Raw genomic sequence first — 24030 nt, 5'->3', positions numbered from 1 at the left:
CCCTATGGAAAGGCTCCCTCACCTTCGAAACCCCCATGCTGTGGTCCATCGGCTTCCTGGTCACCTTCCTCTTCGGCGGCCTGACCGGCGTCATCTTGGGCTCACCCCCCCTGGACTGGCACGTCACCGACACCTACTTCGTCGTCGCCCACTTCCACTACGTCCTGTTCGGCACCATCGTCTTCGCCATGTTCGCCGGCTTCCACTTCTGGTGGCCCAAAATGACCGGCACCATGCTCGACGAACGCCTAGGCAAAATCCACTTCTGGACCCTCTTCATCGGCTTCCACCTCACCTTCCTCGTCCAACACTGGCTCGGCGCCGAAGGCATGCCCCGCCGCTACGCCGACTACCTCGCCGCCGACGGCTTCACCGGCCTCAACATGCTCTCCACCATCGGCGCCTTCCTCCTGGGCCTATCCACCCTCCCCTTCCTCTACAACGTGTGGAAAACCGCCAAAATCGGCAAACGCATCACCACCGACGACCCCTGGGGCCACGGCCGCTCCCTCGAATGGGCCACCTCCTGCCCCCCACCCCGCCACAACTTCCTCACCCTGCCCAAAATCCGCTCCGAATCCCCCGCCTTCGACCTCCACCACCCCGAAGTCACCGCCCTCAGGGCGAAGGAGACGGGCGGTCGCCGCGACGTGTTCGAGCCCGAGAAGGGGACCGCCGCGCGGGGCGGCGAGGAGGAGCGGTGATGAGGGCCACCTCGGCGACGCGCCGCGAGACGGCCGAGGGCATCAACCGCGTCGAGGGCTACCTCCTGGCCCAGGCGGAGCTGCTCAACGCCCGCGAGCAGGGCGAAGCCTTCGCACGCCGCATGCCGTGGCTGACCACCGCCCAGCACGAGGAGGTCGCCCGCCTCTACGCCGAGGACCGCATCGAGCTGTCGAAGAAGGTCCTGCGGACGATCGCCGACCGCTGCGTCGAACTGCGCGGCGAGTACACCGCGCGCTACACGCGGCTGCGACAGCGCCTCCTGCGCGCGGGCGTCGCCTCGCTCCTCACCGCGGCGGCGCTGTGCGCGAGCGCCTGGACCATCGCCAGGTGACCCGGGGCGCGCCACCCCGGGGGCAGGCGCACCCGACCCGTCCCCTGCGCGAACGACCGACGGGACCGTACCGGCGGGCATCGGCACGCTCGGCGCGCTCCCGCGTGTCGTACGCCCCACAGTGGCACTCCGCGCGCGGGGAGACACGCCCCTCCCGGCGCGCACGGGCCAGTACGGGGAACGCCCGCTCTGCCACCTTTGGGGGTGCTCTCTCCGGCGCGTCATCGTTTTCCTCCGCATGTGAGGGGCACTGATGAGGGGACCCACCAGAGCCACACGTTCCTCCGAAGGAGGCGCTCGGTGAAATACGTCAAGCCTGCGCTCGTGGCGGCTGCCGTCGTCTGCACGAGGGTCGCCGCCCGCCGGGCCCGGTCGCGAACGGCTCCCGGCGAGAAGTCCGCCGCCCGGTGGTTGACCGTCACGGTCAACCGCGCGCCGACGGACGTCATGCCCGGCGGCACGCTGCCCGAGCCCCTGGACCGGATGGCCGACCGGCTGGAGGCGCGGGTGCGGCCCGCGCCGGGAGACCGGGGCACGGAACTGGCGGTACGGCTGAAGGACGCCCCGTCCCCCGTGGCGGCCTCCCTTCCGGGGCGCCTGGCCGGCAAGGACCCCCGTCAGGAGGTGCGGACCGCCCTGCGCGAGGCGAAGGCGCTCTTGGAGACGGGCGAGGTCATGCTGCCGGACGCTTCCCCCACCACGAGGGACACCCCGGCCGGCAAGGCCATCGACCTGGTCACCCGGCGCTCGGGCGGGGAGGGAGTGCTGTGAAGGCGCTGTGCTGGCAAGGGGTGAACAAGCTGTCCGTCGAGCAGGTGCCCGACCCGGAACTCCTCAACGACCAGGACGTCATCGTCCGGCTCGTCGCCGGCACGACGTGCGGATCCGACCTGCACCTGATCGGCGGGTACATCCCCGCGATGCGGGCCGGTGACGTCATCGGCCACGAGTTCCTCGGCGAGGTCGTGGAGACCGGGAGCGCGGTACGGCGCCACAAGGTCGGCGACCGGGTCGTCGTCGCCTCCTTCATCGGCTGCGGGCGCTGCTGGTACTGCGCCAACGACCTGTGGTCGCTGTGCGACAACAGCAACCCCTACCCCGGCATCGGCCAGGCCCTGTTCGGCTACGAGACCGCCGGCGCCTTCGGCTACTCCCGCGTCACGGGTGCTCTGCGCGGCAGCCACGCGGAATACGTGCGCGTCCCCTTCGCCGACTACGGGGCCTTCCCCGTGCCCGACGGGGTCGACGACACCAGCGCCCTGTTCGCCTCGGACGCCGTGCCGACCGGCTGGATGGGCGCCGACCTCGGCGGCGTCAAGCCGGGCGACGTCGTCGCGGTCTGGGGTTGCGGCGCCGTGGGCCAGATGGCGGCACGGGCCGCGATCCTGCTGGGCGCCGAACGGGTGATCTCCATCGACCGCCTTCCGGAGCGGCTGGCGATGACCGAGCGGTACGTCGGCGCCGAGACGCTGAACTACACCACCACCGACATCGCCGCGGAACTACGCGAACGCACCGGTGGCCGCGGGCCCGACGTGTGCATCGAAGCGGTCGGGATGGAAGCCCACAGCCACGGACCGATGTACCTGTACGACCAGGTCAAACAGCAACTGCGCCTCCAGACCGACCGGCCCACCGCCGTGCGCCAGGCCATCCACGCCTGCCGCAAGGGCGGCACCGTGTTCGTCCTGGGGGTGTTCGCCGGGATGGTGGACAAGTTCCCCCTCGGCGCGGTCCTCAACAAGGGCCTCACCCTGCACGCCTCACAGCAGCACGGCCAGCGGTACATCCCCATGCTCCTGGACCGCATGGCCAAAGGAGAACTCACCACCGCACACCTGGCCACCCACACCATGCCCCTCGACCAGGCCGTGGAAGGCTACGACATGTTCAAGGAAAAGACCGACGGATGCGTCCGCGCCGTCTTCACCGGCCCGGGTTACACCGGCTGAACTGCGCTCACGCAGGTCAGATGCGGCTTCCCTCCTCACGGCGAGTCGCGTGTTCGGGCAGCACGCCCCAGGTTTTTCAGGACTCATGCCGGCCACGTGTCGAGTTCGCCGACGCTCCGTGAGCCCGGTTCGAGAGGGCTCGATCCGCTCTCCCCACCCCTGCCGTGACGACAGCACCAGCTCACGCAGCGTCCCCGAAAGGGTGTCCACGACCACCACCCCGACGCTCCGCCCGGCAGCCAAGGGTGAAGGCGGCCCGACCGACAGCCAGGCCGCCTTCCCCGTGGAAGCCGCTCCAGTTCGAGCGGCCCTGATGGGGGTCGGAGCGTCGCTCGTAGCGGGTGCGGAGCCGTTTGCACTGGTGGAGCCGGGCGAAGGCGCGCTCGATAACCCAGCGCACCTTGCCCGGTCCGGAGCCGTGGGTGACGCCGCGTCGGGCGATCAACGGCTTGATGCCCCGCGTCCACAGCAGGCGGCGGTACTCGTCGAAGTCGTGGCCCCGGTCCGCATACGAACGCCGGGGCTTGCGGCGGGGGCGTACCCGAGCTTCCCGAATCGGCGGGACCGCGTCGAGCAGGGGCAGGAGCTGGGTGACGTCGTGTCGGTTGCCGCCGGTGAGCCCGATGACGAGTGGGGTTCCGTTCCGGTCGACGATCAGGTGGTGCTTGGAGCCGGCCCGGGCGCCGGTCGACGGCCGGTCGAGTCGTCTTCCGACAGGCCCAGTCCCACGGTTCGGCCGACGCCGCGTCCAGACGAAGTGTGCGCGGGATATTGACACGTGCTGTACGCGCTGGCTTCATGAACCAGTAATTGGGAGCGCTCCCATGCATGCCTGTCTCCACACCCCGAACCACCGCGCCGCAGCACGAACTCCCCCCGCCCCCCGCACGGAAGGAACGTCCGTTGCGCCCGCTCTCCTTCCTCACCCCCCGAAGACGCTCCGCGCCCCCCGCAGCGGCTCCCCAGACCTGCCCGGCCGTCCCGGCCGGTGTCCGACGCTCCCGACTGGTGAGTGCGTGGGGAGCCGCGGTCGCCGTCATCGCCGGCCTGGTGCTGCCGTCGGCCGCCTCCAGCCCCTCCTCCGCCGCGTCGGCCGCCTTCAACTACGGCGAGGCGCTCCAGAAGTCGCTCTGGTTCTACGACGCGCAGCGGTCGGGGAAGCTCCCGGACGACAACCGCGTCTCCTGGCGCGGTGACTCCGCCCTCGACGACGGCAAGGACGTCGGTCTTGACCTGACCGGCGGATGGTACGACGCCGGAGACCACGTCAAGTTCGGCCTGCCCATGGCCTTTTCCGCAACCCTGCTCGCCTGGGGCGGCGTCGAGCAGAAGTCCGCCTACGCCGCATCCGGCCAGCTCCAGTACCTCCAGGACAACCTGCGCTTCGTCAACGACTACTTCATCAAGGCGCACCCGTCCGCGAACGTGCTGTACGGCCAGGTCGGCAACGGCGCCGACGACCACAAGTGGTGGGGGCCTGCCGAAGTCATGCCGATGGCACGGCCCGCGTACAAGATCGACGCTTCGTGCCCGGGCTCCGACCTGGCGGGCCAGACCGCCGCGGCCATGGCGTCGTCCTCCATGGTGTTCGCGGACAGCGACCCGGCATACGCGAGCAAACTGCTCACCCACGCCAAGCAGTTGTACGCATTCGCCGACGCCTACCGCGGCAAGTACAGCGCCTGCATCACCGACGCCCAGGCGTACTACAACTCCTGGAGCGGCTACAACGACGAGCTGGTCTGGGGCGCCGTCTGGCTGTACAAGGCGACCGGTGACGCCGCGTACCTGGCGAAGGCCGAATCGGCCTACGACAAGCTGTCGACCGAGCCCCAGACGACCACCCGCTCCTACCGCTGGACCCTCTCCTGGGACGACACCTCCTACGGCTCGTACGTGCTCCTCGCCCAACTCACCGGCAAGCAGCGGTACGTCGATGACGCCAACCGGTGGCTGGACTGGTGGACGGTCGGTGTCAACGGGACCAAGGTGCGCTACTCGCCCGGCGGGCAGGCGGTCCTCGACAGTTGGGGGTCGCTGCGGTACGCCGCCAACACCGCGTTCGCCGCGCTGTCGTACTCCGACTGGCTGACCGGCGACCCGGTGCGCAAGGCCCGCTACCACGACTTCGCGGTCCGGCAGATCAACTACGCGCTCGGCGACAACCCGCGCAAGTCCAGTTACGTCGTCGGCTTCGGCGCGAACCCGCCGACGAAGCCGCACCACCGAACCAGTCACGGCTCGTGGACCGACCAGCTCACCAACCCGGTGGACAACCGGCACGTCCTGTACGGCGCGCTGGTCGGCGGGCCGAGCGCGGCGGACGACGCGTACACCGACGACCGGTCCAACTACGTGAACAACGAGGTGGCCACCGACTACAACGCGGCCTTCACGGGTGCCCTGGCCCGTTTGTACGCCGAGTACGGCGGCAGCCCGCTCGCCGACTTCCCCCAGGCCGAGAAACCGGACGGGCCCGAGATCTCGGTCCAGGCGTCCGTGAACGCCTCGGGTCCCGGCTTCACCGAGATCAAGGCGTACCTGATCAACAAGTCGGCGTGGCCCGCACGCGCGCTGACACGCGCTTCCCTGCGCTACTACTTCACCCTCGACGGCGGGGTCACGCCCGACCGGATCAGCACCACCACCAACTACAACCAGTGCGGCAAGGTGACCGGTCCGACGCACTTCGAGGGCGACGTCTACTTCGTCACCGTGGACTGCTCCAACGCGGTGATCGCTCCGGCGGGCCAGTCGGCATACCGGAAGGAGGTGCAGTTCCGCATCACCTCGGCCGGGGCGTGGAACCCTGCGAACGACTGGTCCTACCAGGCCATCCCGACGACGCCGGGCAGTACGCCGGTGGACGCGCCGCGCATCGTGCTGGCCGAGGGTGCGGACACGCAATGGGGCGCGGAGCCCGACGGCACCACGCCGACGCCCACGCCTACTCCTACCCCTACTCCTACCCCTACTCCTACTCCTACTCCTACGCCCACACCTACCCCTACTCCCACGCCCACCCCCACGCCGACGTCCCCCTCCGCCCAGTGCGCCGTGACCTACACCGTCACCAGCACCTGGAACGGCGGCTTCACCGCCGATGTCGGTGTGCGGAACACCGGCGCGGCGGCGGTCAACGGTTGGCGGCTCGGCTTCTCGTTCAAGGGCGCCGAGAAGGTGACGAACGCCTGGAACGCCACCGTCTCGCAGACCGGACCCGACGTCACCGTCGCGAACGTCGCGCACAACGCCACGATCCCGCCGGGTTCCAGCACGAGCTTCGGATTCCAGGGCACGGGCACCCCCGCCGGGACGCCCGCGGCATTCACACTGAACGGGAAGGACTGCGGCTGACCGGTGGTGTGCGGCGTGCGTTCTCTTCGATCTTCCGCTCCACTTCGGAGGCGAGGTCCACGCTGTTCACCTCCTCCCGGGCCGTCAGGTAGAGGGAGACGTCGGCCAGCTCTCCCCCGAGGTCGGGCAGGCCCTCGCGCCAGGCCGGTGAAGGCTTCGCCGGCCTCGGCGGTGAGGCGAGCTGGCGGGGCCGGGCTGGGCCGGGCTGGGCTGGGCTGGGCTCCGGGGAACTCCTCGCGCACACCGAACGCTCCAGCCTCTCCCGCCCATCCCGTTTGATGCTCCTGGTCTGCCAACAGCCCGCGATCTCCAGCGGGGAGGTACTCCTGACCGACGGATGCGTCCGCGCCGTCTTCACCGGCCCGAGTCACGCCGACTGACCTGCGTTTACGCAGGTCAAATGCGGTTTTCCGCCCCACGGCGAGTCGCGTGCCCGGGCGGCGCGCCCCGGTTTCTTCAGGACCCGCGATGACCACTTGCCGGGGTTCCTGACACGACGTCAGACAAATACAAGGGAGAGCGGCCCGCTCTCCTCCTGGCGGAGCTCGGGGCCGGGCCGGTGCGCGGACTCGCCCACCGGCCCGGCCGCCGAGGACCGGGCCGTCCCGTGGCGCCGCGCCGAGGTGCCCGGGCAGGCTCGGCGGTGCGGCGCCGGGGTTACGACCCGGCCGCCGCGAGCGCCCTGCTGATCGCGGAGTAGGCGGGCTTGTGCCTCAGGTCCTCGTCCCAGGGCAGGGCCGCCCCCTCACCGGGGAAGACCGCGGGGATCCACGAGTGCCGGTCCGTGTAGCCCCACAGGGTGATGCCCACACAGCGCCGTACGGCCAGGCAGGCGCCGGTCACCTGCCCGTACCAGTCGGCCTGTTCGGCGAGCTTGGTCTCGTCGGCGGGCAGGATCATGCGGATGTCGAGTTCGGTGATGGCCACGTCGACGCCGAGGTCGGCGAAGCGCTGCAGGTTCTCCTTCAGACCGCCGGGGAAACCGTACTGGAGGGCGAGATGGCCCTGCAGTCCGAACCCGTCGATCGGGACGCGCTCCTTCTTGAGCTGCTTGATCAGGGTGTAGTACGCATCCGACTTCGGGCCGAGGGCCTCGACGTTGTAGTCGTTGAGGTAGAGCTTGACCTTGGGGTCGGCGGCGCGGGCCCAGCGCAGGGCGTCGGCGACGTAGCCGGGTCCGAGGGTCTTGTAGAAGATGTTCTCGCGGTAGGTGCCGTCCTCGTTCATGATCTCGTTGGCGACGTCCCACGCGAAGACCTTGCCCCTGTAGTGCTTCACCACCTTCGTGATGTGGTTCTTCAGGATGGAGCGCAGTTCGTCGGGCGTCCAGGTGCCGGAGGTGAGCCAGTCGGGGAGCTGGGAGTGCCACAGCAGGGTGTGGCCGCGGACCTTCAGGCCGTTCGCGCGGGCGTAGCGCACGATCTCGTCGCCCGCGGTGAAGTCGAAGACCCCGCGCTGGGGTTCGGTGGCGTACCACTTCATGCCGTTGCCGGGAGTGGTCTGGCCGAACTCGGTGCCGAGCAGGTCGGCGAACTCGGTGTCGGCGAGCTCCGGGTTGTCGACGGCGGCACCGAAGTAGCGGCCGGACTCGCGGGCCAACTCGTGCAGCGTCTTCGTCGTGCCCGCGCCGTCGGTGCCGGCCTGGGCGGTGGGCGCGGCGACGAAGCCGAGCAGGAGGGCCGCGGACACGGCGAGAGCGGTGGTTCCGGCGCGGACACGGCGTGCAGGTGCGCGCATGGTGCATCTCCTCCATGGGGTGGTCGTGATGTGTGGTTGCCGTCCGTGGAGCTGTTCCGTGGGGTCACTTCACCCGAAGTTCGCAACGCATCCGGCGCTCGTGCCCGACCTCGCGTACGGGGCCGGTCAGAGTGAGCCGCACGGTGTGGTGGACGTGTTCGCTGGAGGCCGCGACGCGCAGTTCGAGGGCGCCCGGTTCGACGACGCGGTGGCCGTCGGCGCCGGTGTACGCGGCGAGGTCGGCGGGGAATGTGGCGTGGACCTCGGCGGACGCGCCGGCGTCGAGCGTGACGCGGACGTAGCCGACGAGCCGGACTTCGGGGCGGGCGACGGTGCCGACGGGGTCGTGGAGGTAGAGCTGGACGACCTCGGTGCCGGGCCGCCCGCCGGTGTTGCGGACGGTGAGGCGCAGGGTGGTCTCGCCGTCGGTGGGCAGTTCGAGGGCGTCGCACCGGGGGGTGTCCCAGGCGAACGTCGTGTAGGACAGGCCGTACCCGAAGGGGTAGAGGGGCGTCGGATCCACGGTGCTGGGGAAGCCGTGCCGGCCGAGCGGCGGGGCGAGGTAGGGCGCGGGTTGGCCGCCGGGGGTGCGCGGCACGCCGAGCGGCAGCCGTCCGGAGGGGTCGACGCGCCCGGACAGGACGCCCGCGACGGCGCCGCCGCCTTCCTGCCCGGGGAAGAACGCCTGGACCACGGCGGCGGCCCGGTCGGCCCAGCGGCCGAGCGCGTATGGCCTTCCGCTGAGGACGACGATGACGACCGGCACGCCGGAGCCGAGCGCCTCGTCCAACAACTCTCCTTGGTTCCATGGCAGTTGCAGGTCCTCCGCGTCGCATCCCTCGCCTGATGAGCCGCGCCCGAACAGACCCGACCGGTCCCCGACCACGGCGAGGCAGACGTCGGCCGCCGCCGGGTCGTCGGTGAACACGGCGCCCGGCAGCTCGGCACGCAGCGCCTCGGCCAGGGTCGGCACCTCGACCCCGGTCGGCAGCTCGGGATGGTGCACACCCACGTGCCGGGGGAACGTGTAGCAACCCAGCATCGCGGCCTGCTCGTCGGCGAGCGGACCGAGCAGCGCGATGCGCAGGCCGTCGCGCAGCGGCAGCACACCGGAGTCGTTGGCGAGCAGGACGACCGACTCCTCGGCGACCTTCCGTGCCAGGTCCCGCAGGTGCGGGGGGTTGAGGTCGACCGGCTCCCCGTCCGCGACGGGCTCCCAGTCGGGGTCGAGCAGCCCCAGTTCGCACTTCTGGGTGAGGACGCGCAGCGCGGCCCGGTCGAGCAGGTCCTCGGGGAGCGGGTCCGCGGGGCTGAAGCAGCGGGCCGCCGGCAGTTCCACGTCGACCCCGGCCGCGAGCGCCAGCCGTGCGGCCTGCTGCTCTCCGTCGGCGACCCGGTGCGCTTCCTCCAGGAGCGAGACGCCGTAGTAGTCCGAGACCACGGTGCCGGTGAACCCCCACCGCTCGCGCAGGATCCCGGTGAGCAACCGGGTGTGGGCGTGGGCGGGAAGGCCGTCGATGTCGTTGTAGGCGGGCATCACGGACCGGGCGCCGCCGTCGCGCAACGCCATCTCGAACGGCGGAAGGATCACGTCGGCGAGTTCGCGCGGGCCGAGCGAGGCGGGCGCGTGGTTGCGGGCGGCGCGCGAGGCCGAGTACCCGGCGAAGTGCTTGAGCGTGGCGACGATCCCGGCGGTCTCCAGACCGCGCACGTAGGCGGTGCCGATGGTGCCGACGAGGTACGGGTCCTCGCCGATGCACTCCTCGGTGCGACCCCACCGCGGGTCCCGCACGACGTCCAGGACCGGAGCGAGGCCCTGGTGAACGCCGACGGCACGCATCGACGTGCCGATCGCCCGGGCCATCTCGGTGATCAGCTCGGGGTCGAAGGTGGCGCCCCAGGCGAGCGGGGTGGGGAAGACGGTGGCCTGCCAGGCGGTGAGCCCGGTCAGGCACTCGTCGTGGGCGATCGCGGGCAACCCGAACCGGTTGCCGGAGCGGATCAGGCGTTGCAGTCCGGCGAGGCGGGCGGCGCCCTCGGAGGGGTCGACGGGAACGGTGCCGAAGGGGCGGGTGAGCTGGCCCAGGCCGTGGGGAAGGAGCGCGTCGAGGGCGGCGCTGCGGGCCGCGTAGGTGTGCTGGCCGGGCGCGACGTCGGCCCCTTCGGTGTCGGCGCCGATCCAGACGCTGGACAGTTGGGCGGTCTTCTCCTCTGTGGTCATCCGGGCGAGCAGGTCCGCCGCCCGGACGTGGGCGGGCAGGGTGGTGTCCTGCCATGGCTCGACCATGGAACTCCTCACATGCGGTAGCGGTAAGGGATTGGCCTGCGCCTGTTCTCAGCCCTTGGTGGCGCCCATCGTGATGCCGCCGATCAACTGCCGTTCGGCGACGGCGTAGAAAGCGAGGGCCGGCACCATGGCGAGGACGAGATAGGCGAAGACGCGGGCGATGTCGGTGGCGTACTGGCCCTGGAACTGCTGGACGCCGACGGGAATCGTCCACCAGGTCTGTTCACTGAACACCAGCAGGGGAAGCAGGAAGTTGTTCCAACTTCCGACGATGGCGAGGATCGAGACGGTACCGAGGGCGGGCCGCGCCATGGGCAGCAGGATCCGCCAGAAGAAGCCGAACGCCGAGCAGCCGTCGAGGGTGGCCGCCTCCTCGAGCTCTCCGGGGATCTCCCTGAAGAAGCCGCGCAGGATGACGATGGTCATGGGCAGGCCGAACGCCGCCTGCGGCAGGATCACGCCCCACGGGTTGTCGAGCAGCCCGAAGGTGCGCAGCAGGACGAACAGCGGCAGGATCGCCACGGCGAACGGGAACATCAGCCCCGCGGTGAACAGGGTGAAGAGCACCTCGCGTCCGCGGAAGGCGAACCGGGCCAGCGCGAAGGCGGCGAGGGCCGCCGTGCCGACGGTCAGCACGGCCGTGCCGACCGCGATCAGCGTCGACGAACCCAGCATGCGCCAGAACGAGCCGGAGGCGAGCACATCGGTGTAGTTGGACGTCACCCACGGCGAGGGCAGGCCGAAGGCGTTGCGGGAGAGCTGATCGGTGGACTTGAACCCGGACACGAACGCGTACAGCAGCGGTGTGACCATGACGACGCCGACCAGCCAGACGATCACGTACAGCGGCGCGGAGCGCAGCCTTCTGCGCGTACCCGCGCTCATCGGGAGGCTCGCATGGTGGTGAGGGCTCCTTCGGTGTCGCGACGCAGCACGGAGCGCTGGTAGACGAGGGCGAAGACGAGGCTGATGAGGAACATGCCGATGCTGATCGCACTGGCGTAGCCGATCTCGAAGCGCTGGAAGCCGTACTGGAACATGGTCACGGCCATGGTCTCGGAGTGGTGGTCGGGGCCGCCCTGTGTGATCACCCACACCAGGTCGAAGAGCTGGATGGCGCCGATCACGGAGAGGAAGACGCTGATGCGGATCGTCGGTCCGAGCAGCGGCAGGGTGATGTGGCGGAAGCGCTGCCAGGGTCCCGCGCCGTCGATGCGGGCCGCTTCGTGCAGTTCGGCGGGGATGCCCTGCAGCCCGGCCAGGTACAGCATCATGTGGAAGCCGAAGTACTTCCACGTCATGACGAGGAACAGGGTCGGCAGTACGTGGTCCTGGTCGGCGAACCACAGTCCGCCCAGGCCGTCGAGCCCGACCGAGCCGAGCACGCTGTCGGCGAGCCCGTCCTCCGGCGCGAAGATCATCGAGAACAGGACGCCGGTGATCACCTCGGACAGGACGTACGGGGCGAAGAACAGGGTCCGGTACAGGGCGCGCCCGCGCAGCTTCTGGTTGAGCAGCACGGCCATGCCGAGCGCGAACGGCAGCTGCACGCCCACCGAGAACAGCACGAGCAGCAGCCCGCGCCACAGGTCGCCCAGGAAGACCGGATCACGCAGGAGTCGGCTGTAGTTGTCGAGCCCCACGTAGTCCGAAGGGGAACCGAAGCCGCCCCAGTTGAACAGGCTGACGTACAGGGCGTACAGGATCGGAGCGAGCACCAGCACGCCGAACAGCACCAGGGCGGGCAGGGCGAAGCCGAAGGCGGTCAGCCAGTCGGCGAACCGACGGACCCGCGACCGGCCTCCCCCGGTGTCCGGCTGCTTCGGTGGAGCGGGGGCGGTCACGGGTTCCTTCACGTACGTGGAAGCCATGGTGGTCACTGGCTCTTCGCGACCTGGGTGACCGAACGGGCCACCTGCTCGGGCGACTTCGACCCGGCGATCAGGGCGGCCACCGAGTCGTTGATCTCCTGGCCGACGGCGGACGGGTACGCCTGGTCGAGGTAGAGCTGGAAACCGGTCGCCTTGCCGAGGGCTTCGGAGACGAGCTTGAGGTGGGGATCGGTCAGCGCGCTCGCGGCGCCCTCGACGACGGGCATCATCGAGCCCTTCGACACGAGGATGCGGTCGGACTCGACCGACATGAAGAACTTCAGGAAGTCCAGGGCAGCCTTCGGTGCGCCCTTGCGCACCGCATAGCCGCCGCCTCCGCCGAGTACGTCGGTGTGCGCCCCCTTGCCGCCGGCGACGGCGGGGAACGGGAAGAAACCGAGGTCCTTGCCGATGCCCTTGCCCGCGTCGGCCTGGACGACGGGCGCCCACTGGCCCATCAGCTCCATCGCCGCCTTGCCGTTGCCCATCGTGGCCGCCTCGCCGGTGGGCGTGGAGTACGCGGCGCCGAGGAAGCCCTTCTGGAACGGCTGGAGCGCAACGAGTTCCTTGAGGTGCTCGCCCGCCTTGACGAAGGCGTCGCCGGTGAAGTCCTTGGCGTCGGCGGCCACCTCCATCCCGCCGATCCCGGCGATCCGCATCGCCAGGTACGCCCAGTAGTACATGCCGGGCCACTTCTCCTTGCCCGCGAGGGCGATGGGGGTGATCCCGGCGCTCTTCAGCTTCTTGACCGTGTCGAGGTAGTCGGCCCAGGTGGCGGGAGGTGCCTGGATGCCGGCCTCGGCGAACAGGGCCTTGTTGTACCAGAACCCGACGGCGCCGATGTCGAAGGGCACGGCGTACGTCTTCCCGTCGAACTGATACGCCTTAACCGACGCCGGCACGAGGATGTCGGTCACGGAGCTGATGGAAGGCGTGAGGTCCTCCACCAGACCTGCGTCGATCTGCTGCTTGAGAACGCCGCCGCCCCACGTGTGGTAGATGTCCGGCAGCTTTCCGGAACTGGTCAGCGCCGTCATCTTCGACTTGTAGGCGTCGTTCTCCATCGTCACGAGCTTGATGCGCACATCGGGGTGCGCGGCCTCGAACGCCTTCGCCCGCTCGGGCCAGACGCTCTTCGACGGCTCCGTGGTCTGGATGTTCCACCATTCCACGACGGTCCGGCCCTGGCTGTCGGTGGTGGAGGACCCCGAGTCCGAACAGGCGGACAGGCCGGCCGCCCCCAGGCCCACCGCCGAGGCGGTCCCGAGGAACCGGCGGCGGGAGAGGGAGGAGGCACCGAATGCGGAAGTGACGGCTCGAACGGAGGCTGACATGGCGCACCTTCCGGAAAATTTCCGATAACTATGCGGAGATGGCCATGGAAGCTACGGGCATGCAAGGGGGGTGTCAACGACCTTGACAGAAAAGACCGTTGGCACCCCCGGAGCGTTACCTTCCGTTATGCGGGGCGGGTGGTGCGGTGCTCGCGCGGACCACCAGCTCCGTCGCCAGCTCCACTCCCGGCGAGGCCGGCGCGATGCCGAGCGCGAGGTCGAGGAGCATCCTGGTGGCCACCTTGCCCATCTCGGACAGGGGTTGGCGTACGGTCGTCAGCGGAGGCGCGCACCAGCGCACCTCCGGCAAGTCGTCGAAGCCGACGACGCTCATGTCCTCCGGCACCCGCAGCCCGCGCCGCCGCAGCGCCTCGATCGCTCCGAGCGCCATCTGGTCGCTCGCCGCGAAGATCGCGGTCGGCGGTTCGTCGAGGTCCAACAGCCTTGCTGCGCCGGTGAATCCGGATTCGTGGTAGAAGTCACCGGGCACGGTCAGGGCGCTGTCGGCCGCCACTCCGGCCACGTCGAGCGCCGCGCGATAGCCGTCGAGCCGGGCGCGCGAGCACAGCAGCCCGGGCGGGCCCTCGACGAACCCGATCCTGCGGTGTCCGAGCCGGAGCAGGTGCTCGGTCGCGGCCATCCCGCCCGTCCAGTTGGTGGCGCCCACGGTCGGCGCCCCGGTGATTGGCGAACCGGCCGGGTCGATCACCACCAACGGCACACCCAGTCGGCGCAGTTCGTCGTGAATTCCCGGTTCGAGCACCGAGGTCACGAGGACCACGCCGTCGGACGGGCGGGCCCGCAGGTTGGCCATCCACTGCCGCGCGGCCCCTGCCCGGTCGTGGACGGCGGAGACCACCGTGCCCACACCGGTCTCGTGCGCGATCTCCTCGACACCGCGGATGATCTCGACGGCCCAGGGACCGTCCAGATCGTTGAAGACCAGATCGAGCAGGACCGCCTTGCCGCCGGACACGGCCGGGCGGCGACGGTAGCCGTGCCGGTGCAACAGCTCCTCGACCCGGGCACGGGTGGCGGGCGAAACGTCCCAGCGCCCGTTGACGACCCGTGAGACGGTCGGCACGGACACCCCGGCCTCCCGCGCGATCTCGGTGATCGTCACCTTCGGCGTCTCCCCCGGGCTCCGCGTGCCTGTCTCGCGCTGAGCGCCTTCCCCGGCCACCATCCCCACCTCCCTGGCTGACCACTCGGAAAAATTCCGGACACCTTCCGGAAACCGTAGGACATGCCACCGATCGCCCACCGGTCACCCCGCCCTTCCGTCCGACCACTCGAACAGCCCGTGCGCTCCGTGACGCGGGGCGCACCCCCTCGTGGAGGACCGCCGCGTCGCGGAGGGCCGCCGCGGCGGGCTGCGAGCGAGGGGCGTTTTCCGGCCGTCGGGCGCCGTCGCTGTGAGGACCGTTGACGCGTGAAGGGTTCGCTCCTACGTTTCCGTCCGAAGTGGCGACCATTGTTCGAAATAGAGAACAGGAGTGCCCCCGTGAGCCGCAAGAGGACCACTCGCCTCCCACTCCCCCGCCGCATGCTGACCCTCCTGGCCGCGCTGCTGCTCGCCCTGCCCCTCCTCGGGCAGCCCCCGGCGCACGCGGCCTCCTTCGGCAACCCCGTCAAGGCCCAGAAGGGCGCCGACCCCTGGATCGCCTTCCACAACGGCCACTACTACCTGGTGTCCACGAGCTGGACCGACGTCATCACCGTCCGCAAGGCACCCACCCTCGCCGGCCTCGCCACCGCGCCGAGCGTGCAGGTGTGGCAGGGCGACGCCGCCTCGCGGTGCTGCAACATCTGGGCGCCCGAGCTGCACTTCCTCAACGGGCGCTGGTACCTCTACTACGTCGCCGGGCAGAACGTCACCGACTACAACCCGACGCAACGCAGCCACGTCCTGGAGAGCGCCGGCTCCGACCCCATGGGGCCGTACACCTACCGCGGGCAGCTGAACCCCGCATGGATGCTGGACCCCACGGTGGCCACCATCAACGGGCAGCTGTACCTCTTCGGCAGCGTGCACAACGGGACGCAGAACATCGTCGCCGCGCGGATGTCGAACCCGTACACGGTGAGCTCCCCCTTCTCCACCGTCTCCACGCCCACGTACGACTGGGAACGCTCCGGCGGCGCGGTCAACGAGGGGCCGGAGGTCCTCCAGAGGGGCGGGAGGACCTTCCTGGTCTACTCGGCGAGCGGCTGCTGGACACCCGACTACAAGCTGGGCCAACTGGAACTGACCGGCCCCGATCCGGCGTCCGCGTCCTCCTGGACCAAGAAGTCCGCACCCGTCTTCCAGCGCAGTGACGCGAACGGCGTGTACGGGCCGGGCCACAACGGCTTCTTCACCTCACCGGACGGCACCGAGAGCTGGATCGTCTACCACGCCAACGACTCGGCCTCGGAGGGCTGCGACAACGGGCGGACGGCACGGGCGCAGAAGTTCACCTGGAACGCCGACGGCACGCCGCGCTTCGGCACCCCCGTCCGGCTGGGGACGAGCGCGGCCGGGCCGTCGGGCGAGCCCGCGTCCACGTCGACGACCTACACGGTCACCAACCGCAACAGCGGCAAGTGCCTGGACGTCTCGGGGGGTTCGACCGCCGACGGGGCCGACGTGAGGCAGTACGCCTGCACCGGCGGCGCCAACCAGCGGTGGCGCGTCGAGGACCTCGGGGACGACACCCACCGGCTGGTCAACGTGGCCACCGGCAAGGTGCTCGACACCGCCGACTGCTCGGCCGCCGACGGCGCCGACCTGCGCCAGTGGTCCTGGCTGAACAACACGTGCCAGCGGTTCCGGTTCCTGGCCACGGACGGCGGCCACGTCCGGATCGTCAACCAGGCCACCGGCAAGGTCGCCGACGTCGCGAACTGCTCCACCGCCGACTCCGCCGACGTACGGCAGTGGTCGTGGCTGAACAACGCCTGCCAGCAGTGGCGGCTGAACCCGGCGTAGAACGCCGGGGCCGCCGACGCCGGGGCCGCCGAACCCACGGAGGGGACGGCGGCCCCGGCCCGCGTGCGCGTACGGGGACGCTTCGGGGACACGGAGGTGACGGACCCGTCACGCCCGGGTCGGCACACTGCCTCGGGGTGCCCCGGGGCGCGGGGTTCCGGTCGCACCGACATGCCGTGGGGGGGGATTCCGCCCGATGCCAGCGCCGAAGGCTCTCGCGGTGCGGCCCACGGTGTCGACCGCGGTGTCCGCGCCGGCGAAACAGCGGCCGGAGGCCGACCGTTCCGCACGGACCCCGATGGCCCCGTCCAACGCGGCGGTGACCGCCGCCCTCACCGGCGCGGGCGGAACGGCGACGGCCCCGCCCTTCCCCGGACGGCCTGCGCCCGCCGTCCAGGACATGGTCGGCAACGGCGCCGTCGCGGCGGCCGGCCGCGGCAGGGTGGCGCAGGCCCCCACCGCCCCGGCCGGGAAGGCCGTCGCCCCACCGGCGCAGGCCAAGGAGGCGGAGGCACCGTCACCTCCCGGCCCCAAAGAAGCAGAGACCCCGGCAGCCCCCGGCCCGAAAGAAGCGGAGGCCCCGACGGCTCCCGGCGCCAAGGAGGCGAAGGCCCGGCCGGGCCCCCACGCGGACCCGAAGTTCGCGGCGCTGAAGAAGGACGTACGGCACAAGAAGCGTTCGCTCGCCGCCTCGCATCCGCCGCCACGCGCCGAGGCGGCGGCGGCGCAGGACGCGGCGCTGCCTCCCAAGGACGACGAGGAGGCGCAGGGCAAGGCCGCCAACGCCGAGAAGATGAACGAGGCCCGGCCCAAGGAGTTCGACAAGGACGCGTTCATCAGGGCCGTCGAGAAGGCGATCGCGGACAGGGCGCCGAAGAACCTCGACGAGGCGGACAAGTTCGCCGGTTCCGGCAAGGCCGACGAGATCCGCGCGGAGGTGCACGGCAGGGTCGGCGACGGCAAGGCGGACTCGGCCGAGCAGATCGCCACGACGACCGCCGCCCCGCCGGACACGTCGGCGGCCGTGCCCAAGAAGGTCGTGCCGATGAGCGCGGACCGGCCCCCCGGCACTCCGGGCGCGCCGGACCCCGCGCAGGCCGTACCGGACCGGCTGCCGGCGTCGGCCACCGACATGTCGGCGGGGCCCGCCGAGATCGACCGCCGGATGGCGGACGCCCAGGTCACCGAGGCCCAACTGCGAAAGTCCAACGAGCCCGGGTTCACCAGGGCGCTGGGCGAGAAGAAGGCCGCCGAACGGCACTCCGACACCGCCCCCGGGCGGCTGCGCAAGCACGAGGCCGCCGAACTGCGCGCCTCCACCGCGCAGGCGAAGCGGCTCGGCACCGCCGCCATGAGCGCGATGGGCGCCCAGCGCGTGCGTACCGGGCAGCAGGTCGACACGGGCAAGGCCGGGGCGAAGAGCCGGGACGAGGAGAAGCGGGCCCAGGTCACGACGGTCCTGCAGGGCGTCTTCGACACGATGAAGAAGGACGTCGAGGCGATCCTCGAAGGGCTGGACAAGCTGGTCGACGACCAGTTCGGCCGGGGCGAGAAGGCGGCCCGGGAGGCGTTCACCGCCGAGCACAGGCGGAAGATGGACGAGTACAAGGACCGCCGGTACTCGGGTGCGACGGGCAAACTGCGCTGGGTGCGGGACCTGTTCGCGGGGCTGCCCGCCGAGGCCGACAAGATCTTCGAGGAAGCCCGCGACACGTACGTGCGCCGGATGCGACAGGTGATCACCGACGTCGCCGACACGATCGGCGCGGAGCTGAACCGGGCCAAGCGGCGCATCGCCCAGGGGCGGGCCGAGATGCGGGACGCGGTGCGCAGGCTCCCGGCCGACCTGCGGGCCGTGGGGCAGCGGGCGGCGGCCGAGTTCGCCGGCAAGTTCGACGAGCTCACGCAGGCCGTGGACGACAAGGGCACCCAGCTCGTCGACACCCTGGCGACGAAGTACACCGAGGCGCTCAAGTCCGTCGACGACGAAATCGCCGCGGAGAAGGAGAAGAACAAGGGGCTGGTGGCCAAGGCCGTGAACGCGGTCAAGGCCGTGATCAACACGATCCTGGAACTGAAGCGGCTGCTGCTGGCGGTCCTCGCCAAGGCCGCCCAGGCGGTCATGCTGATCCTCAAGGACCCGATCGGCTTCCTGCGCAACCTGGTCTCCGCCGTCGGCGCCGGTCTGCGGCGGTTCCTCCAGAACATCGGCCGCCACCTCCAGCAGGGCATCCTCTCCTGGCTGCTGGGCAGGACGGCCGAGGCGGGCATCGAGGTGCCGGCGAAGTTCGACACCCAGGGCGTGGTGAGGATGGTCGCCGGGCTGCTCGGCCTGACGTGGCAGAACATCCGGGGGCGGATCACCCGCAAGGTCCCGGAACCGGTGGTCGCCGCGGCCGAGACGGCCGTACCTCTCCTCGCCGACGTACGCAAACGGGGCGTCACGGCGATGTGGGAGGACGTGCGGCCACGCGTCGGCGACCTGAAGAGGAAGCTGCTCGACGACGTCATCAAGTACGTCACCCCGACGATCGTGGTCGCCGGCATCATGTGGGTGATCTCGCTGCTCAACCCGGCGTCCGCGTTCGTCCGGGCCGTAAAGCTGATCATCGACTTCATCCGGTTCATCGTCACCCAGACCCGCCAGATCTTCGACTTCGTCAACGCGGTCCTCGACGCGGTCATCGCCATCGCGCGCGGCGGCAGCGGCGGCGTACCGGCCCTGATCGAACGCGCCCTGGCCCGCTCGATCCCCGTCCTGCTGGGCGTCCTGGCGGCGATCCTGGGCGTGGGCGGCATCGCCGCGCGGGTCCGGCAGATCGTCCAGCGGCTCTCCGCCCCGGTCAACAGGGCGGTGGACTGGGTCATCGACAAGATCGTCGGCCTGGTCAAGAAGCTGTGGAGCAAACTCAAAGCCAGACCCGACCGGAGGAAGAAGCCCAAGTCGGGGCCGAAGAGGCACCGCCCCGCCGGACGAACCAGGTCCCGCCGGCCGGACCGTCGCCGCCGTCCCGATCGACCCGAAAAACGCCCCGAGAAGCAAGACCCCAAGAAGAAGCGGCCCCAGAAGAGGAACGAGAAGGATCTCAAGCGACGCCTGCGCAAGGCCATGGACGCCGCTGTGGCCGCCGTGAAACGGCTGGGGGAAGGGGCGACGTCCGAGTCGGTCAAGGCTGCGCTGGACAAGGTCAGGACGCGCTACGGTCTCCAGACGCTGGAAGGTACCCACCACGAGGACAACTGGCGTCTACGCGGTGCGATCAACCCGCAGGAGGAACGGGACGTCCCGGATGCCACCGACGAAGAGCTGCGGCTGATTGACGACGGCAATACCTCGATCGATGAGCGACGTGCAGTACTGGCAGCCGCCCGCGCCAGCACTCAGAACGAGACGGCGATATCCGCGATCTTCGACCGAATCAGGCAGAACCAGCCAGGGCGCAAGAAGGCCATCGTCATCTTCCGGAAGCTGGCCTCCCTCAAGAACGGCTACCGGATCGACGTCAAGCAGGTCAACAAGATGGGTTATGGCCGGACGCTGGACATGCACTATTTCGGCCTGCACTTCGATCCGATCGCGAAGGTCGGGGGCGTACAGCGGGGCGGAAAGAGCGGGGGTGCTCTCGGCGAGGCGTACGTGAAGGCCGTCGCTGTCCCTCCCACCGCACCGCCGGTATCGGCACTGGCATTCGACCTCTTCGTCCATCCCTCGATCGAGAAGGCCAACATCCGTGGCGTCGGCTCGGACATGTTCCGCATGGCGGCCCAGCACTTCCGCACGGACCATGAGGCAATCGTGGGAGAGTGGGGCAGGTTCCACTGGTACAAACAGGGTGAACGGGACGAGTTGTCCGTCAACCTCAAAGCCTATATCGATGCCCGCAGGAGGGAAGAAGCACCGGAGGATGCCGTGCGGGCCACATGGACGTACCGTCGAGCTCGCGAGATCTATGGCGGTGTCGAACTGAGGGTCCAGGTGGAGGAATTGGTTCCCGACATCCTCAACCCACCACCGGATCGTCTCGCCGTCCGGGCAATCATCAGACCGAGGTAACACGTGGAATTGCAGATCGTCGACAGCAACGGCACGGCCTGGTTTCGCATCCTTCGTGGCGAGCCGCTGTGGTGGACGTTCCACCGCTCGCTGCACGACGCGGCTCTGCTGCCCTTCCACGAAGCGGAGCTCGATGACGATCTGGAGATACGACCGGACCAGATCCAGGCGGCTTTGTCAGGGCTGGAGTCGGCGCTGCGCGATGAACTGAATCACGCCCTGGCCCGGGGCAGAGCCAGGACCGGCCCCCCGCGCATGGCGATCGGCGCCGTCCAGGTCACTGTCCTCGGTGAGCGGCTGACGCTCGATCTCCGTACGGATGACGATCTCGCCCTGTCCAGGACGAACGACCTGGTGGTCGCCCTCCAGGAAGTGTGCGGATCCGGCCGCTCCCTTCACGTCCTGATCGTGCCCGACTGGCCTCGTGCCACCCGCACGCTCGCGTGGCTGCTGTGTCGTGAGCCCGGGCCGGTGAGCAGAGACGACCTCCGGGAGCGTCTGTTCCAGAGGTTGGAGGAGATGAAAGTGCGCAGTGAGGACCCGGAGACAGTACGCGCTCGCATCGACGACGCCGAACTCGTTCGCCGGCGTGGGCTCGATGACATGCTCGGGTTCCTGACCACGTGGCGGATGGCGACGGAAATCCCTGGCGGCGGAATTCGTGCCACCGACAAGCTCCGGTTGATCAAGTTGTAAATCGCGTCCTCCGCTGCAGGGGAAACGGCGAAGGGTGGAGTGCCGCGCGGACCGAAGGGGGGCCGAAGCGGCCGAGGACGCGCCTGAGGGCCGGCGTGCCCGGGCGCCGTGCGACGGCTACGCCTCCATGGCGCGGCTGCCACGGGGCCTGTACGGGAGCGGGCTGGGCCACTGGAACGGGTCGAGGAACCACGGCGGACAGCGGAAGAGCGTCAGGGGGCCTGAGTGTCCTTCCGCGTCGACGCCGGCAACAGTGCCATCGGCACCGGCACGCCAGGGTTTGTCTGGGCCGCCGCGCCCGCCACCGCCGCGTTGCCCACCTGGTTCTGGCTCGCCACCAGGAGGCGCTCGAAGGCGGTCGGCAGCTTCACCGGCGCAGGCGCCGGGGCCGGTGGGGTCTGGCGGGCCGCCGTCGCGGTCTCCTGGGGGCGCGCCGGCGGGACCGGCGCCACCAGGCGGTGCAGGGAGAGCGGGGGTTCGGTGGGCAGCATGGGTGTCACCCCTGGGACGTGTCGCCGAGCAGGTGGGCGTGGGGACCGAGTTCGGACGGGCGCAGCAGGCGGGCCTCGCGCTGGAACTGGCGCGCCACTCCGCGTACGACGTGCCGCATGGCGATCGCGTCGCCGCCGCCGTCCGCCGCGGCCAGGGCGGCGGTGCGGGCCGCCGCGGTGATGCCGGCGCCGGTCATGTCGAGGCGGGCCAGCGCGTCCAGGTCGACGTCGGGGGCGAGGGGGGCCTCCTGGGGGAAGGCCAGCCGCCACAGCCTGCGCCGCTCGGCCGCGCCGGGGCGGGGGAAGTGGACCACGAAGTGGAAGCGCCGGGTGAACGCCGGGTCGATGTTGTCCTTCAGGTTGCTGGTGAGGATCACCAGTCCGTCGCTGGCCTCCAGGCGCTGCAGCAGGTAGCCGACCTCCATGTTGGCGTAGCGGTCGGTGCCGTGCTTCACCTCGCCGCGCTTGCCGAACAGGGCGTCGGCCTCGTCGAAGAGGAGCACCGCGTGGCTCTCCTCCGCCTGCCGGAACGCGGTCTCCATGTTCTTCTCCGTCTCGCCCACCCACTTGGAGACGACCTGGGCGAGGTCCACCTTGAGGAGTTCCAGGCCGAGCATGCCGGTGACGATCTCGGCGGACATGGTCTTGCCGGTGCCCGGCTCCCCGGTGAACAGCGCCTTGACCCCGCCGTGTGCCGAGCGGCGGGCGAAGCCCCACGTCTCGGAGATCCGGGGCCAGGCGCGGAACGCCGAGGCGATCTCCAGGATCTGCTGGAACTGGACGTCGGGCAGGACCAGGTCGTCCACGGTCCGCCGGGGCACGATCGAGCGCACGGTGCTGCCGCTGCGGCCCCGGGTGACGGTGGCGATGGCGGGTTCGACGTGGTCGGCGACCGGTTCGGGGCGGCCGTTGCCCGCCAGGCGCGCCCCGGCGTCCGCGACCGACGCCACGGCGCGCAGTTCGCCCCCGCTCATCCGGTACCGCGCGGCGAGGTCCTCCAGGAGGGGACCGTTCAGGTCCGGGAGCGCCGCCGACCACATGGCGCGCCGGTCGGTGAGACCCGGTGCGGGGACGGTGAGTTCCGCGTACGCGCGTACAGCGAGCAGGGCCGCCGGGCGCCACGGCCGGAGGCCGGTCAGGCACACCGGCACGCGTGAGCGGAGCAGCGCGGCGGAGACGGTGTCGATGTGCTCCCGCCGCGGTTCGCCGTGCAGGTCGTCGGTGGGGATCCACAACACCGCGCCCAGCGCGGCGGCCGTCCGCAGATCGGCCTCGGGGTCACCGGTCAGCGTCCGCAGCGGTGCCCCGGCCGCCCGGGCCAGGGCCTGTACGGCGTCGAGCTGGCCGTCGGGCGGGCAGCCCCACAGCCCCGCGAGGTCGATGCCGCCCGCGCCCAGCGCCCGGCCGAGGCGGGCGAGCCGGTCCGAGGACAGATGCGGGGCGAGGAGGCGCGGGTCCGGCGGTGCGACCTCGCCGGGGTCGTGGCCGAGCAGGCCGACGTCGGTGCCCCAGCCGAGCAGGAAGTCCAGCACGCCGGGGCCCAGGAGGAGTTCCTGCGCGAGCTCGACCGCGGCTTCGCCGTAGGGCCGCAGCAGGCCGTACCGGCGCAGCGGCCCGGCCGGTCCGAGCGCACGGCGCAGGGCGAGACGGGCGGCCGCGCTGCCGTCCCGGTCGGTGCTGGAGGGGCCCGCAGCGCTCCCGGGCCCGCCGGAGCCGTCCCCTTCGCCGCCGCCCTGGCCCGCCGCCCTCCCGGGCCCGTCCGGGACCGCGCTCAGCGCCCCGACCGTGACCAGCAGCTCCACGCTCGGCAGCCGCCGGTTCAGGTTGTCCACGATGTACGCGTAGATCCGCTCGTAGCCGCGGTCCAGTTCGGGCGCGGCCACCAGCAGCAGCGCGTCCTGTTCGGCGCGGGTCAGGCCGAACCTGGTGGCGAGCGCGTCCAGCGGCAGGGTCCTGCCGTCGGCGGACGCGCGCCGCCTCAGGTCTCGTTCGGCCTCCGGCTCGGGCCGTCGGGGCGCGTGCGGCGCGGCCATCGCGTCGGTGAAGGCGGACACCTCACCGAGCAGCACGTCGACCTGCTCGTCGGTCACGCAGTACGGCGTGAGGTCCGGCCGGGTGAGCCGGGCCGCGATCCGCGCCTGCCGCTCGACGGCGGCGCGCAGCGCCCGGTGGACGTCCGCCAGGCGGATCCGCAGGTGTTCCAGCGCCGGTTCGCCCATGTGG

16 protein-coding genes and 1 pseudogene are annotated in these 24030 nt (G+C 70.7%); 8 read left to right on the top strand and 9 right to left on the bottom strand.

Features of this window, described 5'->3' with window-relative positions; all coding sequences use genetic code 11:
* The 4 genes from AC07D6_RS24425 to AC07D6_RS24410 form a co-directional block, all read left to right on the top strand.
* On the top strand, window positions 1-704 hold a 704-nt coding region (locus AC07D6_RS24425), incomplete at its 5' end, for a cytochrome c oxidase subunit I (protein WP_479047650.1).
* Entirely contained in the window at window positions 704-1057 is a 354-nt protein-coding gene (locus AC07D6_RS24420) for a hypothetical protein (RefSeq protein ID WP_479047647.1), read from the top strand. The genes AC07D6_RS24425 and AC07D6_RS24420, both read left to right, overlap by 1 nt.
* 300 nt (window positions 1058-1357) lie before the next feature.
* Window positions 1358-1828, top strand: coding sequence for an SRPBCC family protein (locus tag AC07D6_RS24415; protein WP_315880329.1), 471 nt, complete (start codon window positions 1358-1360; stop codon window positions 1826-1828).
* Window positions 1825-3009: a zinc-dependent alcohol dehydrogenase gene (locus tag AC07D6_RS24410; protein WP_479047644.1), complete on the top strand. Its 1185-nt coding sequence runs from the start codon at window positions 1825-1827 to the stop codon at window positions 3007-3009. The genes AC07D6_RS24415 and AC07D6_RS24410 overlap by 4 nt, the downstream gene beginning before the upstream one ends.
* 310 nt (window positions 3010-3319) lie before the next feature.
* Here the strand turns inward: AC07D6_RS24410 and AC07D6_RS24405 are convergent.
* Window positions 3320-3688, bottom strand: a pseudogene (locus AC07D6_RS24405) (transposase); the annotation flags it as partial.
* A gap of 329 nt (window positions 3689-4017) precedes the next feature.
* Here AC07D6_RS24405 and AC07D6_RS24400 point away from each other — a divergent pair.
* Complete coding sequence (locus AC07D6_RS24400; protein ID WP_479047642.1) at window positions 4018-6366, top strand: glycoside hydrolase family 9 protein; 2349 nt, start codon at window positions 4018-4020, stop codon at window positions 6364-6366.
* A gap of 657 nt (window positions 6367-7023) precedes the next feature.
* On the opposite strand, the gene AC07D6_RS24395 is transcribed toward AC07D6_RS24400, so the two are convergent.
* The 6 genes from AC07D6_RS24395 to AC07D6_RS24370 all read right to left on the bottom strand — a co-directional run bounded on the left by AC07D6_RS24395 (window position 7024) and on the right by AC07D6_RS24370 (window position 14781).
* Window positions 7024-8103 (bottom strand): endo-1,4-beta-xylanase, encoded by a 1080-nt coding sequence (locus AC07D6_RS24395; RefSeq protein ID WP_479047640.1) that lies wholly within the window; start codon window positions 8101-8103, stop codon window positions 7024-7026.
* Between the two features lie 64 nt (window positions 8104-8167).
* Complete coding sequence (locus AC07D6_RS24390) at window positions 8168-10390, bottom strand: beta-xylosidase/alpha-l-arabinosidase (RefSeq protein ID WP_315880324.1); 2223 nt, start codon at window positions 10388-10390, stop codon at window positions 8168-8170.
* Between the two features lie 48 nt (window positions 10391-10438).
* The gene (locus tag AC07D6_RS24385) at window positions 10439-11275 is read right to left on the bottom strand and encodes a carbohydrate ABC transporter permease (protein ID WP_315880323.1); all 837 of its coding nucleotides are present in this window, start codon (window positions 11273-11275) and stop codon (window positions 10439-10441) included.
* Window positions 11272-12261 (bottom strand): carbohydrate ABC transporter permease, encoded by a 990-nt coding sequence (locus tag AC07D6_RS24380; RefSeq protein WP_315880322.1) that lies wholly within the window; start codon window positions 12259-12261, stop codon window positions 11272-11274. The genes AC07D6_RS24385 and AC07D6_RS24380 overlap by 4 nt, the downstream gene beginning before the upstream one ends.
* A 5-nt stretch (window positions 12262-12266) precedes the next feature.
* Window positions 12267-13595: an extracellular solute-binding protein gene (locus AC07D6_RS24375; protein WP_479047636.1), complete on the bottom strand. Its 1329-nt coding sequence runs from the start codon at window positions 13593-13595 to the stop codon at window positions 12267-12269.
* A 115-nt stretch (window positions 13596-13710) separates the two neighbouring features.
* On the bottom strand, window positions 13711-14781 hold the full coding sequence (locus AC07D6_RS24370) for a LacI family DNA-binding transcriptional regulator (protein WP_479047634.1): 1071 nt from the start codon (window positions 14779-14781) through the stop codon (window positions 13711-13713).
* Window positions 14782-15141: 360 nt separating this feature from the next.
* Between AC07D6_RS24370 and AC07D6_RS24365 the strand changes: the two genes are divergently transcribed.
* The 3 genes from AC07D6_RS24365 to AC07D6_RS24355 all read left to right on the top strand — a co-directional run bounded on the left by AC07D6_RS24365 (window position 15142) and on the right by AC07D6_RS24355 (window position 21316).
* Window positions 15142-16566, top strand: a complete 1425-nt coding sequence (locus AC07D6_RS24365; protein WP_479047657.1) for a family 43 glycosylhydrolase — start codon at window positions 15142-15144, stop codon at window positions 16564-16566.
* A 298-nt stretch (window positions 16567-16864) separates the two neighbouring features.
* Window positions 16865-20620 (top strand): HPC2 multi-domain protein, encoded by a 3756-nt coding sequence (locus AC07D6_RS24360; protein WP_479047632.1) that lies wholly within the window; start codon window positions 16865-16867, stop codon window positions 20618-20620.
* Between the two features lie 3 nt (window positions 20621-20623).
* Window positions 20624-21316: a hypothetical protein gene (locus AC07D6_RS24355; protein ID WP_479047630.1), complete on the top strand. Its 693-nt coding sequence runs from the start codon at window positions 20624-20626 to the stop codon at window positions 21314-21316.
* 212 nt (window positions 21317-21528) lie between these two features.
* Here AC07D6_RS24355 and AC07D6_RS24350 read toward each other — a convergent pair whose 3' ends face one another.
* Together AC07D6_RS24350 and AC07D6_RS24345 are read right to left on the bottom strand one after the other, a co-directional pair.
* Window positions 21529-21807, bottom strand: a complete 279-nt coding sequence (locus tag AC07D6_RS24350) for a hypothetical protein (protein WP_479047628.1) — start codon at window positions 21805-21807, stop codon at window positions 21529-21531.
* A gap of 5 nt (window positions 21808-21812) precedes the next feature.
* A complete protein-coding gene (locus AC07D6_RS24345; RefSeq protein WP_479047626.1) occupies window positions 21813-24026 on the bottom strand; it encodes an ATP-binding protein in 2214 nt (737 codons plus the stop codon).
* Between the last annotated feature and the right edge of the window lie 4 nt (window positions 24027-24030).

It is taken from the genome of Streptomyces sp. NPDC045287, from assembly GCF_056432325.1.
Note: the sequence above shows the minus strand (reverse complement) of the source record. Positions and strands in the feature narration are given on the sequence as shown.